The 16,368-nt window shown below is 65.9% G+C and carries 14 protein-coding genes; 5 read left to right on the plus strand and 9 right to left on the minus strand.

The features are described 5' to 3' along the window. Positions 1–40: 40 nt before the first annotated feature. From F562_RS0116055 to F562_RS19635, 6 genes are all read right to left on the minus strand, one after another. Positions 41–796 (minus strand): isocitrate lyase/PEP mutase family protein, encoded by a 756-nt coding sequence (locus F562_RS0116055; protein ID WP_018157998.1) that lies wholly within the window; start codon positions 794–796, stop codon positions 41–43. A gap of 3 nt (positions 797–799) precedes the next feature. Continuing rightward, positions 800–1,234: a GNAT family N-acetyltransferase gene (locus F562_RS0116060; protein ID WP_018157999.1), complete on the minus strand. Its 435-nt coding sequence runs from the start codon at positions 1,232–1,234 to the stop codon at positions 800–802. Next, positions 1,234–1,566 (minus strand): chorismate mutase, encoded by a 333-nt coding sequence (locus tag F562_RS0116065; protein WP_018158000.1) that lies wholly within the window; start codon positions 1,564–1,566, stop codon positions 1,234–1,236. The genes F562_RS0116060 and F562_RS0116065 overlap by 1 nt, the downstream gene beginning before the upstream one ends. Next, positions 1,559–3,805, minus strand: a complete 2,247-nt coding sequence (locus F562_RS0116070; protein ID WP_018158001.1) for a HelD family protein — start codon at positions 3,803–3,805, stop codon at positions 1,559–1,561. The genes F562_RS0116065 and F562_RS0116070 overlap by 8 nt, the downstream gene beginning before the upstream one ends. 106 nt (positions 3,806–3,911) lie before the next feature. Beyond that, a complete protein-coding gene (locus tag F562_RS20850; RefSeq protein ID WP_018158002.1) occupies positions 3,912–4,961 on the minus strand; it encodes a LuxR C-terminal-related transcriptional regulator in 1,050 nt (349 codons plus the stop codon). Positions 4,962–5,193: 232 nt separating this feature from the next. Beyond that, entirely contained in the window at positions 5,194–5,637 is a 444-nt protein-coding gene (locus F562_RS19635; RefSeq protein ID WP_018158003.1) for a variant leucine-rich repeat-containing protein, read from the minus strand. Positions 5,638–5,741: 104 nt separating this feature from the next. On the opposite strand from F562_RS19635, the gene purD reads away from it, so the two are divergent. From purD to F562_RS0116095, 3 genes are read left to right on the plus strand one after another with little or no spacing between them, the layout of a single operon-like run. Next, on the plus strand, positions 5,742–7,025 hold the full coding sequence (gene purD / locus F562_RS0116085) for a phosphoribosylamine--glycine ligase (RefSeq protein ID WP_018158004.1): 1,284 nt from the start codon (positions 5,742–5,744) through the stop codon (positions 7,023–7,025). Positions 7,026–7,044: 19 nt separating this feature from the next. Further along, on the plus strand, positions 7,045–7,941 hold the full coding sequence (locus F562_RS0116090; RefSeq protein WP_040386113.1) for a phosphoribosylaminoimidazolesuccinocarboxamide synthase: 897 nt from the start codon (positions 7,045–7,047) through the stop codon (positions 7,939–7,941). Positions 7,942–7,962: 21 nt separating this feature from the next. Beyond that, entirely contained in the window at positions 7,963–8,724 is a 762-nt protein-coding gene (locus tag F562_RS0116095) for an ABC transporter permease (RefSeq protein ID WP_018158006.1), read from the plus strand. Between the two features lie 63 nt (positions 8,725–8,787). On the opposite strand, the gene purL is transcribed toward F562_RS0116095, so the two are convergent. The 3 genes from purL to F562_RS19640 all read right to left on the minus strand — a co-directional run bounded on the left by purL (position 8,788) and on the right by F562_RS19640 (position 14,999). Then, positions 8,788–12,666 carry a phosphoribosylformylglycinamidine synthase gene (purL, locus tag F562_RS0116100; RefSeq protein WP_018158007.1) on the minus strand — a complete coding sequence of 1,293 codons (3,879 nt, stop codon included), beginning with the start codon at positions 12,664–12,666 and terminating at the stop codon, positions 8,788–8,790. 67 nt (positions 12,667–12,733) lie between these two features. After that, positions 12,734–13,534 (minus strand): spermidine synthase, encoded by an 801-nt coding sequence (locus F562_RS0116105; RefSeq protein WP_018158008.1) that lies wholly within the window; start codon positions 13,532–13,534, stop codon positions 12,734–12,736. Between the two features lie 10 nt (positions 13,535–13,544). Then, complete coding sequence (locus F562_RS19640; protein ID WP_018158009.1) at positions 13,545–14,999, minus strand: aromatic amino acid lyase; 1,455 nt, start codon at positions 14,997–14,999, stop codon at positions 13,545–13,547. Positions 15,000–15,106: 107 nt separating this feature from the next. Here F562_RS19640 and F562_RS0116115 point away from each other — a divergent pair, with 107 nt between their 5' ends. Both F562_RS0116115 and F562_RS0116120 read left to right on the plus strand, forming a co-directional pair. Next, entirely contained in the window at positions 15,107–15,478 is a 372-nt protein-coding gene (locus tag F562_RS0116115) for a sterol carrier family protein (RefSeq protein ID WP_018158010.1), read from the plus strand. A gap of 20 nt (positions 15,479–15,498) precedes the next feature. Then, entirely contained in the window at positions 15,499–16,362 is an 864-nt protein-coding gene (locus F562_RS0116120) for an LLM class flavin-dependent oxidoreductase (protein WP_018158011.1), read from the plus strand. Positions 16,363–16,368: the final 6 nt, after the last annotated feature.

Consider the following 16,368-nt stretch of genomic DNA (forward strand, 5'->3'; position numbering starts at 1 on the left):
TTCAGCCTGAACCATCGATCGGATGGCCGTCTTGAACGAATCAGCGCCAGGGCCTAACCAGGTCGGTGAGCCGGGGAGCCAGTTGCTTCATCAGGAGCGGTCCAAAGGTCACCCGGCGCACACCCATCGCGCCGAGGTCCTGGAGGGAGCCGGCCGCGGAACCGTCGACCGGGTCGGCAATGACGTTGACCGGCAGCGTGACCTCGGCCAGCAGCGATTGCAGGCTGTTCGCATCGGGGATGCCGACCGGGTAGAGACACCGGGCGCCCGCGTCTTGGCACGCCCGCATCCGCTCGATTCCCTCAGCGAGTGGGTCAGCCACGTCGTGCTTGAGGAAGACGTCGGTGCGGGCATTGACGACCACGTCGACCCCGGCTTTGTCAGCCGCCGCGCGCAGCCCGCCAATATAGTCGGCGTGTTCCGCCACCGAGCGCAGTCGTCCGCCCTCAGAGTGGACCGTGTCCTCGACATTAAGCCCGACGCCGCCAGCCTCCAGCAGCCGATCAATGAGCTCGGAAGGTGTTGCGCCATAACCGCTTTCGAGATCGGCGGTCACTGGCACATCCACCGCACCGCAGATCCGGCGGACGCCATCCATCGCGTCGTCCAGCGTCATCGCTTCGCCGTCGCCCTGGCCACGGGAGTCCGCAAGCGGGTGGCTACCGATGGAGAGAGCGGGAAAGCCGGCGGCGGCGACAACGGTGGCTGACCAGGCGTCCCAGACATTGGGGAGGACCACCGGCGCGTCGCGGTGGTGCAGGTCGAGGAGGGTGGTGGCCTTGGCTGAGAGGGTCATGGGTCAAGTGTGACCCAAACGTAGGCTCATGCCCTCGGTTGGTGTGGAGCGTACGAAGCCGTGGCGCAGGTATAAGCCTTGACCAGGGGGATCGGCCATCAGGCTGATGTAGGCCCCGCTCGGTGCCTTGGCGCGTAGTTCGCCCATCAGCGCCGTCAGGATCGCATCGCCTAGGCCCCGGCGCTGGTGCGCGGGGTCGACCGCCATGTCGGTCACATGAAACGCGGTGCCGCCATCACCGAGGACTCGGCCCATCGCCACCGTCGTGGTGGACTCGGTGTGCAGCACGTGGACGGCATACCAGGCTCCGTTGATGCCGAGCTCGGCTTGCTCCCTGCTGGGTGGAGTGAGCCCAGCATCACGACGCAATCGGATGAAGTCGTCGACGGTCGGCGGCCCAGCATGCAGCGTGTAGCCGGGAGGCAGATCCGCGCCCACTAGGCCTCGTCGCGGATCTGCTCGTGGTGGTGGATCACTTCGTCAATCACGAAGCGCAGGAACTTCTCGCTGAACTCCGGGTCGAGCTGAGATGCCGTCGCCAACTGCCGCAGCCGCTCGATCTGCCGGTCCTCCCGCGCCGGATCGGCGGGCGGGAGGTCGTGCTCGGCCTTGTAGCGTCCAACGGCTTGGGTGACCTTGAAGCGCTCGGCCAACAGGTGAATCAACGCCGCGTCGATGTTGTCGATCGACTGCCGGAACGCGAGGAGTTGAGCGTCGACTTCGCCTGAGGTCGGCTCGGGACTGGCGTGGGCGTTGGATGGTTCACTCATGGTGGGCAACCTCAATCACAGACATGCGGTGTGCGGCTCGGGTGAGCGCGACGTACAGAACGCGGATGCCACCGGGCGATTCACGGGTGATCTCAGCGGGGTCGACAATCACGGTCGCGTCATATTCAAGACCCTTGGTCGACATGGGATCAATGACGAGAAGCCGCCCGGGGGCGAGTTCAGTCAGAGACTCAAGGGCCGCCCGCCACTTCTCGGGTGCGACCACGGCCAGCGCGCCGTTGACCTCGTCGAGCAGCGCCTTGCTGGTTGTCCTGGCTGCCTGCACCACGTCCGCCGCGGGCGTCTCGATAACCTCTGGCTCGTGGCCGGTTTCGCGGACCGCTGCGGGGATATCGGCGTCGGGCACCTCGCGTCGGACCACCTCTGCGGCGTAGTCGAAGATCTCGCGGGCATTCCGATAGTTGGTGTCCATGTGGAAGTGCTGGCGTTTCTTGCTTCCGAACGCCTCCTCTCGGGCGGCGTTGGCCTCCTCGGGATCCGGCCAGGATGCCTGGGCGGCGTCGCCGACCACGGTCCAGGAGCCGTAGCGCCCACGTCGGCCGATCATCCGCCATTGCATCGGGGAGAGGTCTTGAGCTTCGTCGACCAGGACGTGCGCGTATTCGGATCGTCGGTCGATCCGCCCGGCAAGGAGACGCGCTCGAGCGTCCGCGGGATTGCGCTCGTAGGACGGGCTGACCGCGCTGCTGCGCTCGCGCGCGACCTGAACGTCGGTCACGCCATACTCCGCAAGGCTGTCGAGCTCTTCGACCTGGTAGAACGAGGCTTCCCGGACCTGCTCCGGCACCAGCCCCAGCCGCGCGGACAAGTCATCGATCAGCGCGGCATCTGCGGCACTCCAGGTGCCCGTACGCAGCGCCTCGGCCATGGAGTCGCGCAGGACGTCGGCCTGTTCAGGGGTCAGCACGCCCGCGGTGTAGGCGGCGCATCGATCGGCATCCGCACACCACAACAGCACCTCGCGCGGGTCTAGCGGCCGCCACCACGCGCGCACGAAGGAGTCGACCTCCAGGTGATCGTGGAAGCGATCCAGGAAGTCCGATTTTTCCATCGTGCCGATGTGCGGTCGGACCTGCTTCCACGCCGCCTCGGCGAGCAGGTCTGCTGCCTTGGCCGCGGCGCGGTTGTGTTGCTGGTGCCGAAGGACTTGGCGGCGGATCGTGCCCAAGGTGTCGCCCGTGAGGTGCACCGGATGGCCAGCCACCATGGTGCGCAGAACGGTCGGCGCCTCCGGCGGCACGTCGCGCGCCGCAGCTGCCAGGACCCGGCGAATCTTCACGCTGCCCTTGATCCGCGCCGCGGGCGGTGGGTCGAGCCGCATCGCCGTGATGCCTTCCACCACGTCGCCCAGCGAGCGCAGGGTCACGCTGTCTTCGCCGAGGCTGGGCAGCACCCGTTCGATGTAGGCGGTATAGGCCGCCGACGGGCCGACCACCAGGATGCCGCCAGATTCATAGCGCCGGCGGTCGCTGTAGAGCAGGTACGCCGCGCGGTGCAGTGCCACCACCGTCTTGCCGGTTCCTGGTCCACCGGTGATCTCGGTGACGCCACGCGAATCGGCGCGGATGGCCTCGTCCTGATGGCGCTGAATCGTGGCAACGATGTCGCGCATCTGACCCCCGCGACTGCGCGTCAACGCCGCCATGAGGGCGCCGTCGCCGACCACCACCATGCCGTCGGGAGGTTCAGCGACCATGAGGTCGTCTTCGACCCCAAGGACGGTGGTGTCGCGCGAGCGCAGCACGCGGCGGCGTACGACATCCATCGGCTCGACCGGAGTGGCCTGATAAAAAGCAGACGCAGCAGGGGCGCGCCAATCGATGACGAGCGGTTCGTAGTCGTCGTCCCGCACTCCGAGCCGTCCGACATAGCGCACTTCGTGCTGGTCTTTGGGTCCATGGCCGCCGGACCCGGAATGATCGAGATCGAGGCGCCCGAAGACGAGGCCTTCGTATTGCTGGTCCAGGGTGGCGCGGCGGCGTCCCGCGCTGTACAACAAGGCATCCCGCATAAACAGCCCGGCTGCTGCTTCATCCTGCTGGATATCGCCGGTCCGTTCGTGGCGACCGTGCTGCTGGCCCTCGGCTTCGACGGCGTGAGTGCGCGCGCTTGCCTTGGCTAATTCGGCATGTACGAGGTCGACATGCGCCTGCTCCTGAGCGACCTCGGCCGCGACATCCGGTGGGGGAGATGCGGCAGCGGTGGGTGAACCAGTCACGTGAGTGTTTTCTCCCGAGATTCGGTGAGACAGAGGAGCAAAAGTCTACCGAGCCCGGCGGCGTCGCGTTGCCGTGTTCCGCCGGGCGCTCCGTGTGATGTTGCGCTCAGATCCAACCGCGCCGACCGGCGAGCACGCCGGCTTGGAATCGGGTGGTGGCATGAAGCCGTTCTAGAAGTCTGCGTACGCGTCGTTCGACGGTGCGTTGCGAGATGCCGACCTGCCGGGCAATGGCTGCATCGGTGGCGCCGCTGACCAGCAGGGTGAGGATCTTCTCGTCGCGGGTATCGAGCACGCCCGAGTCGCCTTGGCTGGTCGATCGGGAGCCAGCCCACGTCCAACCGTGGACCCAGGCCGACTCGATGACGGTACGGATCGCGGCGCTGACGTCGGGGTGAGTTATCCGAACGCCGACCGCTTTAGTTCGCTCATTTTGGAGGTCCATCACCGTGATGCCGGTGTCAGAGGTTGTCGCGGTGAACGGGATGTTGTTGCTGAATCGAAGTTCGTCGACACGAGCCCGATGCATGATGGCCGGCGGTAGCGCGCCATCTTCAAGCAGACTGGTGTCGAACGTCACGCGCAGGTTCAACGGATCTCCGACGCTATTCCGCACAGGCTCGGGGGACGGGTCGGAGCCTTGCATCATCCAGCGCACCCTGGGCGAATCGGTGCGCATCGACACCACAGCCTTGCGGGCGCTGGCAAACATCTCTGCCATGGCGACGTTGACCTCTTCCAGGCTGTCGAGCAACTCGACACCCACATCGCGGTCGCCGTTGTGCTCTGAGGCGCGCGCCTCATAGAACGACCGGGCCAAGCCCGGTGTTGCAGCGCGGATGGTTGCGGCCTGCTCCTCCAGTCGGGTCGCCTGATCCGACAGTGCCTGGTCCGGCGGGTGGGTAAGCCAAGTGTCCTCATCGAGGCGCGCTACCAATCCCCGTGCGGTGAGCACCTCTAGCGCATTCCGAATCTTCTCCTCGGACGCGGCGATGGTGTCCAAATCCTCGATTGTGAAGCGGGTGAACCGGGCGCACTGCAGATAGACAGAAGTGACCAGATGCTGCCGAAACAGCGCCTGCATCGCGCGCTCGGAGTACTCAGGAGTGAAGGCGCCATCCTGGTCCGCGGCGCCGGCTGACTCTGTCGATGGCATGACGATCCCTCCCGCGTGGCCTCCGCGAAAAATGGCGGACTTCCGACGTTGACTCTATTCCGACATATTGAAGTCGCCAAGAGCACGCAATGTATTGCAGTATTGAACTTGTCAGCCCTTGCGGGTTGGCCGAGCACCTCGAAGAGTCGTCGACCCCCCTTGATTGACCTCGGTGTTCGAGAGCGGGTCCTCCGGGTGACCCTCCCCCCTGACTCCCGGAGGCCCCGCTCACTTATGTCCGCGGCCAGTCGCGGGCCCAACTCACGACCTGGCGCACCGTCGGATCCGAATCCTCTGCCAGCCTTGAGAGCAGGTCGACGCTGACATTGGGGTTGCTGGCCACCCAGGCTCGCACCTGGGGGATCGGGTCGTTGGCCAGCTCAGCCAACACCTCGCCAGGAGCGCCGGGTGTGCGAGCGACGCAACCACGGACGCCAATCTGGGCATCCTGGGCTAACTCGGCTAAGACGTCCGGTGGGCAGTGCGCATTGAGCGCGGCACTCTCGCGAATGCGCGGGTCGTCGCTGCGCGCCAGCGCGCGGATGCGACGCAACTTGCCCTCAGTCACCGGCGGCGGCGGGTGCAGCGCCTGAGACTCCTCCGGGGTGATCCGCTCGCCCGCCGAACTGCGGAGCGCGGCGCGCTGGTTGTCACTGAGGAAGCTGACGCACGACATCGGACTCTCCTAGGGCTACTTGCGGGACCACCAACGTACGAGCCGGCACCGACAGCCCGTGAACGGGGCTCGGCCCTGGGGGAGCGCCGCACTACGCTGAGCGGGTGAAAATTCTCGTCATCGGAACCGGCGGGCGCGAGCACGCTATCGTCCGAGCCCTGCTGGCCGATCCTGACGTCGACACGGTCATCGCGGCCCCGGGAAACCCGGGAATCGACCTCGTCGCAGACTGTCGAGCGCTGCCTGGCGGAATCCTCGATGGGGTCGGCATCGCCGACCTCGCGGAAGAGGTCAGCGCCGACTTGGTCGTCGTCGGACCCGAAGCGCCGCTGGTTGCGGGGGTTGCCGACGTCGTCCGTGAGCGCGGCATCGCCTGCTTCGGGCCCTCGCAACAGGCTGCGCAACTCGAGGGCTCCAAGGCCTTCGCCAAAGAAGTCATGGCGCAGGCCGATGTTCCCACCGCGCGAGCCTATGTCTGCGACCACGAAGAACAGTTGCGCGAAGCCCTCGACGCCACGAGCGCGCCCTATGTCGTCAAGGACGATGGACTCGCGGCGGGCAAGGGCGTCGTGGTCACCGAGGATCTGGATGAAGCCATCGCGCACGGCGTGGGGTGTTTCGGGGCCGGCGCATCCGTTGTGGTTGAGGAATATCTCAACGGCCCAGAGTTTTCCGTGTTCTGCCTGACCGACGGTGTGACCGTCGTGCCGTTGACTCCGGCCCAGGACTTCAAGCGGGCACATGACGGGGGTGAAGGGCCGAATACCGGTGGCATGGGGGCATATTCGCCACTACCGTGGGCGTCCGACGACATTCTTGACGCGGTGGTCGATCGCATCGCGCAGCCGACGATCGACGTGATGCTCAGGCGTGGAACGCCGTTCGTTGGCGTCCTCTACGTCGGTCTTGCGCTCACGAGCCAAGGCCCGCGTGTCGTCGAGTTCAATGCTCGTTTCGGGGACCCAGACATCCAGCCGGTTCTTGCGCGGCTCATGACGCCGCTCGGGTCGCTTCTCCTCGCCGCAGCCAAGGGCGAGCTCGACGAGGTCGAGTCGCTGGCGTGGCGGTCAGAGGCCGCGGTCTCTGTTGTGCTTGCCGCCCAGGGATACCCGGGTACGCCCCGAAAGGGTGATCCCATCAGCGGTGTGCAGGACGCGGAGTCCGATCACAGTTACGTCCTGCACGCTGGCACGGCCCGCGATCAGGACGGTGCACTAGTCACCTCTGGCGGCCGGGTGCTCTCCGTCGTTGCGCTTGGCGACGACCTGGGCTCGGCGCGCGGGCGCGCGTACGATGCTCTTGGCAGGATTGATGTGCCCGACGCGCACTTCCGCACTGACATCGCGCTCGCGGCTCACCGCGGCGAGGTGTCCATTCCGACTGATTGACAGACAGGATCCGGTGTCCATGACCGAACGCCCGCTGGAGTTGCCCGGGTTCGCCCACCTCTATTCGGGGAAGGTCCGAGACCTCTACTCCCCGCTGGGGAGCGATGGTCAACCTCGTCAGGACCAGGTGCTGCTGGTCGCCTCAGATCGCTTGTCCGCCTTTGACTTCGTGTTGCAGACGCCAATCCCGGACAAAGGCGCCGTGCTTACCCAACTGTCGCTGTGGTGGTTCGAGCGTCTCGAGGATCTGATTCCGCACCACGTGGTGTCCACTGAGGTTCCGGACGCTGTGGCTGGCCGCGCGGTGCTGGTTGAACGACTCGACATGCTGCCGGTCGAATGCGTGGCCCGGGCCTATCTCACCGGCGGGGGCCTGCGCGAATACCAAACCGACGGATTGGTCTCTGGCGTACGACTGCCGGACGGGTTGGTGGACGGTTCCCGCCTTCCTGAGCCAGTGTTCACCCCGTCCACCAAGGCGCCCGGCGGAGAACACGACCAGCCGATGTCCTACGAACAGGTGGTCGCGGAGATTGGCGCCGACCGAGCGGCGGATGTCGCCGACCTCACTCGTCGAATTCTGCAGCGCGGCAACGACATTGCGGTAGATCGCGGCGTCATCATCGCCGATACTAAGGTCGAGTTCGGGATGCGAGCTGACGGTCATGTAGTCCTCGCCGACGAAGTCCTGACGCCTGATTCCTCACGTTTCTGGCCTGCCGATCAATGGCAGCCCGGCCGGACGCAGCCCTCCTTCGACAAGGAGTTCGTCCGTGAGTGGTTGACGTCCTCGGAAAGCGGTTGGGACAAGGCTTCCGGGCAGGAGCCTCCGGCGCTGCCCGAGCACGTGGTCGAGAAGACGCGCGCGAAGTATGTCGAAGCGTACGAAAGGCTCACCGGTCGCTCGTTCGGCTGAGCGAGGTGAGGTGGCGACCCGGTGACGATCGAGCCCTCCTGGCGGGTGGGTCTCGCGCTGGCGATTCTGCTCTGCCTCGGATTGCTGGTTCACCGTAGGGCTCATACCGGGCTGGCCCGAGATGCCCTGGTCGCCTCTCTGCGGGCGATCGCGCAGCTGAGTTTCGCCGCGCTGGTCATCGCCGTGGCGCTGGAGTATTTGTGGAGTTCGCTGCTGGTCATTGCCGTGATGTTCGCGATGGCGGCGGTGACGACCACACGGCGCATTGGCGTGCCGCTTGGCTCGGCTGGATGGTCGGCATTCGCGCTCGGCTGTGGTCTCTTGCCGGTGTTGGCGGTGCTTCTGATCTCCGGAGCCGTCCCACTCAAGGGGATCGCGTTGATCCCGGTCACTGGCATCTTGCTCGGCAACACGATGACTGCGCACACACTGTTCGGCCGCCGTGCGTTCGCGGCACTGACCGAAGAACGCGGTGCCTATGAGGCCATGCTGGCGTTGGGTATGCCGCCCGACGCCGCGGTGACTGAGGTGATCCACAGATACCTGCCGGAAGGACTGGTTGCCGGGCTCGATCAGATTCGCACGGCCGGGGTTGTCACCCTTCCGGGTGCTTTCATCGGAGTGATGTTGGGTGGAGGTAGTCCGGTCCAAGCGGCGACCGCACAGGTCCTGGTGTTGCTGGGGTTGCAGCTTGCTCAGTCTGTTGCAGTCGTCGCACAGGCCAGATTGATCGCGTCCCGCCGCGTGCTGACTGCGCGCCTGCGCGCAGACCTGGCAACGTAATTCGCGCTGACCATAGCCGAACTCGGGAGCGTGTGACCGAGACCCGGTGGCTAGGCTGGTGGGTCAGCCCAACCAAACCCGAGTGTTGCGGAACATGCGCAGCCACGGGCTCTCTTGCTCCACCGGGCCGTCGGTCCAGGACAGTTGCGCATTGCGCTGCACACGCTCCGGGTGCGGCATCATCGCGGTGAACCGACCGTCTGCGGTGGTCACTGCGGTGAGTCCGTCCGGTGAACCGTTGGGATTGGCTGGATATGTCGATGCGGCCTTGCCGGCCGTATCGACGAAGCGCATTGAGCGATGGACCGTGGCCAGGTCGCCCTGCTCCGAAAAATCGGCGTAACCCTCGCCGTGCGCGACCGCAATGGGGAGAAGACTTCCGGCCATGTCCGAGAAGAAGACGGATGGGCTACGAAGCACCTCGACGAGGGACAGACGCGCTTCGTACTGCTCGGACTGGTTGCGCGTGAACCGTGGCCAGGCCTCGGCGCCCGGAATCATCGTCGCCAGGGCACCAAACATCTGGCACCCGTTGCAGATGCCAAGGCCGAACGTGCTTGGCCTGCCGAAGAACTCGGCGAATTGGTCGGTCAGGCGTGAGTCGAACTGCACCGACCGCGCCCAGCCTTCGCCGGCGCCCAAGGTATCGCCATACGAAAACCCTCCTGCTGCAACCAATCCCGCGAAATCGGCCAAGGACGTTCGCCCTGATTGCAGGTCGGTCATGTGCACGTCGTAGGAGTCGAAGCCTGCCTGGTGGAAGGCCCAGGCCGTCTCAATGTGGGAGTTGACGCCCTGCTCGCGCAGGATGGCGACGCGAGGGCGGACCATCCCGCTCAGATATGGCGCAGCAATGTCGTCGGTCGGGTCAAATGTCGGACGTACCGTCAACACGGGCCGTTCGGCCCCTACGGCAGCATGCTCCTCATCTGCCGTTTCCGGATTGTCGCGCAGACGGCTAATGCGCCAGGAGACGTCGTCCCATGCCTGCGCGAGGTCAACGACAGATTCGTCGATAGTCTGCTGGCCCGCGATGTCGACCGTGACGCGCCGCTCAACGCTTGGGCGGCCTACGACACGCGAGACCTCACCGAGGCCGGCAGACGACAGAACCGACAGGACGCCCTCGACCCGGCTGGCCGGGATCTCGAGCACAACGCCTAACTCTTCGCTGAAGAGGTCTGCAACTGAGGCACATTCGATCGCCGCACCACAGCCGCCGGCAAAGGCCATCTCGCACACCGCAGCCCACAGGCCACCGTCGGAACGATCGTGAAAAGCTCTCAAGATCCCGCGGTCGCGCAGCCGGTTCACTGCTGACACCATCGCGACCAGGCGCGTCGGATCATCCAGATCGGGGACCGAGCCACCGAAGCTATCGAGGGTCTGAGCGAATATCGACCCGCCCAGCCGGTTGGCTCCCGCGCCCAGGTCGATCAGCACCAGAGCGGTGTCGTCATGCGGGTGAAGCTGTGGGGTGCTCGTGCGGCGCACATCAGGTAGCGAGGCGAACGCCGTGACCACCAACGAGACTGGCGAAATGACTTCGCGTTCCTCACGATCCGACGTCCACCGGGTGCGCATCGACAGTGAGTCCTTGCCGACAGGGACACTCACGCCGAGGGCTGGACAGAGTTCCATTGCGACGGCTTGCACGGTGTCGAACAGCGCTGCGTCCTCGCCTTCCTCACCACATGCCGCCATCCAGTTACAGGACAGCTTGACTCCGGACAGCGTAATCGGCGCCGCGAGCAGGTTGGTGATCGCTTCGCCTACGGCCATGCGTCCCGATGCGGGTGCATCGATCGCGGCAATCGGCATCCGTTCACCTGAGGACATGGCCTGCCCGGCAAGGCCATCCAGGTCCGAAAGGGTGACGGCGACATCCGCCACCGGGACCTGCCATGGGCCGACCATCTGGTCGCGGTGGGTGAGTCCGCCGACCGTACGATCGGCGATCGTCACCAAGAACCGTTTGCTGGCCACCGTGGGGTGACGTAGCACTGCGTAGGCCGCCTCGCGGATGTCGACCTGGTCGGTGTCGAACAGCTCCGCGGAGCGCTCAACGCGGGTGACGTCGCGCGTCATCCGAGGAGGCTTGCCAAGCAACACCTCCATCGGCATATCGACGGCCTGCGTCTCATCCGAAAGCTCTTCGCCAAGGGAAAGGTGGCCGTCGGCCTTGGCGACGCCGACGACGTTGAAGGGGCACCGCTCCCGGTCCGCTAGTGCAGCAAAGGAATCCAGCGAATGCGGTGCGATAGCCAACACGTAGCGTTCCTGGCTCTCGTTGCACCAGATCTCCTTGGGTGCCAGCCCCGACTCCTCCAACGGCACTCGCGAAAGGTCGAAGGCGGCACCGAGACCGGCATCATCAACCAACTCGGGAAAGGCGTTGGAAAGACCACCCGCACCAACGTCATGGATCGCCAAGACTGGGTTAGCGGCGCCAAGACTCCAGCAGTGGTTGATCAACTCCTGCGCGCGGCGTTCCATTTCGGGGTTGCCACGCTGGACCGAGTCGAAGTCGAGTTCAGCGGCGTTAGCACCCGACGCCATGGACGAGGCGGCGCTGCCGCCCATACCGATGCGCATGCCCGGGCCACCGATCTGCACCAGCAGTGTCCCGTCGGGAAAGAGCACCTTCTCCGTCTGGCTGGCGTCGATGCTGCCAACGCCGCCCGCGCTCATGATTGGCTTGTGGTAACCCCGGCGCACGCCGTCGACGGTTTGCTCATAGACGCGGAAGAACCCACCGAGACCGGGGCGTCCGAACTCGTTGTTGAAGGCCGCCGCGCCGATCGGCCCATCAACCATGATCTCCAACGGGGAGGCGATGTGATCGGGGCGGCCGTACTGTTCCTGCTCCCAAGGTTCTTGAGTATCAGGCAGATTCAGGTTCGAGACCACGAACCCCGTCAGGCCAGCCTTTGGCTGAGAGCCTCGCCCGGTCGCCCCCTCGTCACGAATCTCGCCACCGGCACCGGTGGCAGCGCCGGGGAATGGGCTGATCGCCGTCGGGTGGTTGTGAGTCTCGACCTTCATCAGCACGTGCGCATCAGTGCGGCGAGGCACGTAGCGGTTTGGGCCGTCGGGCGACTCGGGCAGGAAGCGGGTGATCGGACCACCTGCCATGATCGAGGCGTTGTCCTTGTAGGCCACGATGGTGCCTTCGCCCGCGACCTTTTCCGTATGCCGGATCATCCCGAACAGGCTGGAAGTCTGGGCCTCTCCGTCGATGACGAAGTCCGCATTGAAGATCTTGTGCCGGCAATGCTCAGAGTTGGCCTGAGCAAACATCATGAGTTCGACGTCTGTCGGATTGCGTTGCAGCGACGAGAAATTCGCGGCGAGATAGTCGATTTCATCGTCTGAGAGAGCGAGTCCAAACTCAGCGTTGGCCGACACCAAAGCACCGCGACCTTCGCCCAAGAGGTCGACGTACGCCATGGGCTCAGGTTCGCGCGTGTCAAAGAGGTGACGAGCATCATCCGGCGAGGGCAGCACAGATTCGGTCATCCGGTCGTGCAATAGGCCCGCGACGGCAGCGGTCTCTTCGGTCGTCAGCGGTGCGTCGTCAGGATGCGCGACGGTGTACTCCGTCACTCGCTCGACACGATGTAGGTCCACCCCGCAGTTGCGCAGGATGTCGGTCGCCTTGGAAGCCCAAGGCGAGATCGTGCCCAACCGTGGTCCCACCACGACGGAGGTGCCTTGCGGCATGCGCGCTGCTGGCGGGCCGTAGGTCAACAACCGCCGAATGCGCTCGTCCGCAGCGCCATCCAGCGAGGTTTCCGTCGCCACCCAGTGGACATAGCGTGCGGTGACGTCAGTGATCTGCGGTGCGACGGTCTGAATCCGCGCCAGAAGTGCTCGGACGCGGAACGCGGACAACGCGGAGCCGCCCAAATGAGCGGTCAGCACGAGAGCGTGCGATGGCATGCAGTGGACTCCGAGGGAGGCGGTGAGTAGGGCGTGTCCAGGATACCGAGGCTGGGCGGGCCTGCGCTCAGCGCAGCCGCCAGCGCCCGGGGTCTGGCGGAACCGGGCTGGGGTCGCCGATCTCGTCGAAGGGTCGGGCCGTGCGAGTCAACGCGGCAAGCGCGTCAGCGCCTCGCACGCCGGTGGGTATCGCCGCACTGGCCGCCCGGCGACGGAGCTCGCGCTCGTCCAAGGGCTGCCTGCTGGCGAGCAGCACCAGGTTGCCGTAGCGCTTGCCCTTCAGCACTTCATGCGTTGAGATCAGCGCGGTGTGCGGCAGCGACTGGCGCACGGTAGCCGCAACGCGCGCAAGGTGGTGGAGCCCGGGCTCATCGGCAAGGTTCAGCAGGAGCAAGCCGCTGCCCAGAACGCGGGCATAGTCAGCACATGCCCGTGATCCCACGAGGTCTCCTGGGACCTGACCGCCGTCATAGGCGTCCACCACGATGGCTTCAGCACTATCGTCTTTAAGCCCGCTGATCCCGCCCGCGCCATCGATGGCGCGAACCCTGATGCGATGGCCCCTAGGCAGCGGCAGTTCGCGGCGGATTCGCTCGGTCAACGCGGCATCTGGTTCGAGCACGATCTGTGGTGAGCCGGGGCGGGTGTGATGGACGTATCGGGCAAGAGTGAGCCCCGCGCCGCCGATGTGAGTGACGCCAATTCGTCCTGGCGGCAACAGGTCTAAGCCGATCGCGAGATGTTGGACGTACTCGAACACCAACAACTCGGGGTCCTCGAGATCGACGTACGACTGTGGGTGACCGTCGCGGAGCACCGTCGCGCCGCCACGCTCGTCCACGCGTATCTCGATCTGGTCGCTCGGCATCGCTTCGAGGTTACTCGGGCGCCCGCGGTGCAGGCGGTGCTGGCTCCTGCACATCAAGCGGTGCGAGGTTCAGGAGTCGCTCGGCGGCGCGTACCTCGTTGGTCAATGGCCGGTCGGCAAGCGATGCCAGGAGGGGCGTGCCTCGCAGGTAACCGGCGAGTGGGGTGTCAGCGGGGATCTTGTCCGGACCCGTGGTGACCGCACGGTGCGCGGCGAGCAGCTCGCAGGCCAGGACGGTCCGCGCTTCGTTGGTGGCTGCCACGGCCTGCTCTACTGCCGTCGAGGCGAAACTCGCATGTTCCTCAGCGCCGCGGGAAACCACCGTGAGTCCCAAACTGGCGGGGGATGCCTGCCCGCGCAAGCGGGAGAGCGCAGCAGCGGCGACGTACTCCAAGACCATCACACCGCTGCTTCCCGGTTCGCTGTCGGAGAGGAAAGGCTCGGCTCCCGACATCGTCGGATCGCACATGCTGCTCAGCCGCAACAGCGACAGTTGAGCTGCCCCGGCCAGCGCTATCGCGACCTGGTCAGCGGCAAGCGAGAGTACGTGCGCGTGGAAGTTGCCATGGTGGAATATCTCTCCGGTCGCCGCGTCATAGAGCGGGTTCTCCGGAGTGGAATTGATCTCGGTCTCCACGACCGTCCGCAGGTGATCGACCGTAGACCGCAGTGGCGCGACGACCTGCGGCATGGTCCGCAAACCGAAGGAGTCCTGGACGCGAGCAGAGGTGACATTGACACCCTCCAGGGCGGCGCGTACCGCCGAGGCGACGTCGTGCTGGCCCGCGTGTGGGCGGGCATCCTGGACTTGCGGTGCGTAGGCCTCGCGGTTGCCGTTCAGGGCGACAAGCGAGGCGGCGGTGACGAAGGCATAGTGATCGAGCCAGCGGTCGAGGGCGACTACGGCGAACGCTGCCTGGGCCAGCGTGAGTGCGTTGCTGGAGATGAATGGGAGTGCGTCTCCGCCCAAGGGATGCCATTGCTGCTGTGTCCGGCCGCTCTGTCGGGGGCTTTCGCCGGTGAGCGCGAGGCCGGCTTCGGCGAGCGCGCTGAGGTCGCCGGTCCCGATGGAGCCGTACGCGTGTACCCGCGGCAGGTCGCCTTGATGGAGGCATTCGGTGATGGCGCGTGCGGCGGCCGCGCCGAGCCCGGAGCCGCCGCCTGTCATCTGTTGGCGACGGACGAGCAACATGGCGCGCACGATGTGCGCGGGGAGTTCGAGACCGGAAGCGGACGCGTGACTGCGCAACAGCCGCATGTCCTGGTCGCGGCGCCGCTCGGGATAGATCGTCACCGACCTGTTGGCGCCGACGCCTGTGGTGCGGCCATAGACGGCGCGCTGCTCTGCGATGGCGTTGACGGCGTCCCTGGAGTCGTCCATGCGCTGGATCGCTTCCGGGTCGAGATCGGGAGTGATCGCCTCCCACGACTGGTGGATGAGATCTTCGATGGTCAGGCGGGTCACCAAGCCTCCTTGAGCGTGGCCGGACGGTCTGATCCGAACGTTAGACCTGGTTTCTTTCGAGAGGTACCGGCGCGCACGCGGGGACGCCACCGCGCGATGATGTGCCTATGCCAGCGCGTCGACGCATTGATCCCGCCCAAGGGCGAGCGGCGGTCGTGGCGTGGCATACCGATCCGGCTGTGGTTGACCGCGCAACGATCGCGACGGCGGTTCGCTACACCCTGGAGGAACTCGGTCAGTTGGCTCCGGGGCGTTCGGTGGAGGTTCGGGTGCCGCCGTTTGGGGCCGTGCAGGTCATTGAGGGTCCCCGGCATACGCGCGGAACACCCACGAATGTGGTGGAAATGGAGCCGGCGACCTGGCTGCTACTGGCGACTGGGTCGATGGCGTGGGCGGCTGCCGAGGAGAGCGGTGCGGTACGCGCATCAGGGCAACGTGCCGACCTTGCCGGTTATCTGCCGTTAGTGCCGTTGTCGTAGCGCGACCCTAGGATCGCGGCATGCGCTTCGGCATCACGATTCTTCCCGAGTTCGGCTGGTCAGAGGCAGCGCCGTTGTGGCGTGGGGCCGAGGAAATGGGTTTCGACCACGCGTGGACGTACGACCACCTGGTGTGGGCGGGCCTGCCCGATGCGCCGTGGTTCGGCACCACTCCGACCCTGATCGCGGCGGCGATGGTGACCTCGAAGATTGGGCTGGGGACCTTCGTGACGTCGCCGAACTTCCGCCACCCGGTGACATTCATGCGCGAGGTGCTGAGCCTGGACGATGTGTCCGGCGGGCGCTTTCTGTGTGCGGCTGGGTCCGGGGGCAACCTGGATTCGAATCTGCTGGGCGGCGAAGAGCTGTCGATGAAGCAGCGCATGGACCGTTTCGTGGAGTGGAGCGAGCTGCTCGATCGCCTGCTGCGGGAGGACCACGTCACCGCCTCCGGGACGTATTTCGAGGCTCGTGATGCACGGACGCTCCCCGGCCCGATCCGTGACCGCGTTCCGTACCTTGTCGCGGCCAACGGACGCCGAGGTATGCGCCTCGCGGCCAGGCTCGGCGATGGCTGGGTCACCATGGGGCAGGGCAGCGCTGAGGAGGAGCGGTGGGCGAGTCTGCCGGCGCTTGTCGAACAACTTGAGGTGGCTCTTCAGGCCGCCGGGCGCGACCCGGACACCTTCCCGCGCTACCTCAGCATCGATGCATCTGGCTATGCCTTGCGCAGCGTGGACTTCTTCGAGGACCGGGTGGGCCGCGCGGCCGAACTCGGCTTCACGGACGTGGTGACCCACTGGCCGCGCCCGAGCGACCCATACGCCGGGGATCGTGCGACCGTGGAGCGAGTCGCGTCCGAGGTTCTCCCGCGCTGGCGCTGACGCGAG

Source organism: Demetria terragena DSM 11295 (assembly GCF_000376825.1).
GTDB classification, from domain to species: Bacteria; Actinomycetota; Actinomycetes; order Actinomycetales; family Dermatophilaceae; genus Demetria; species Demetria terragena.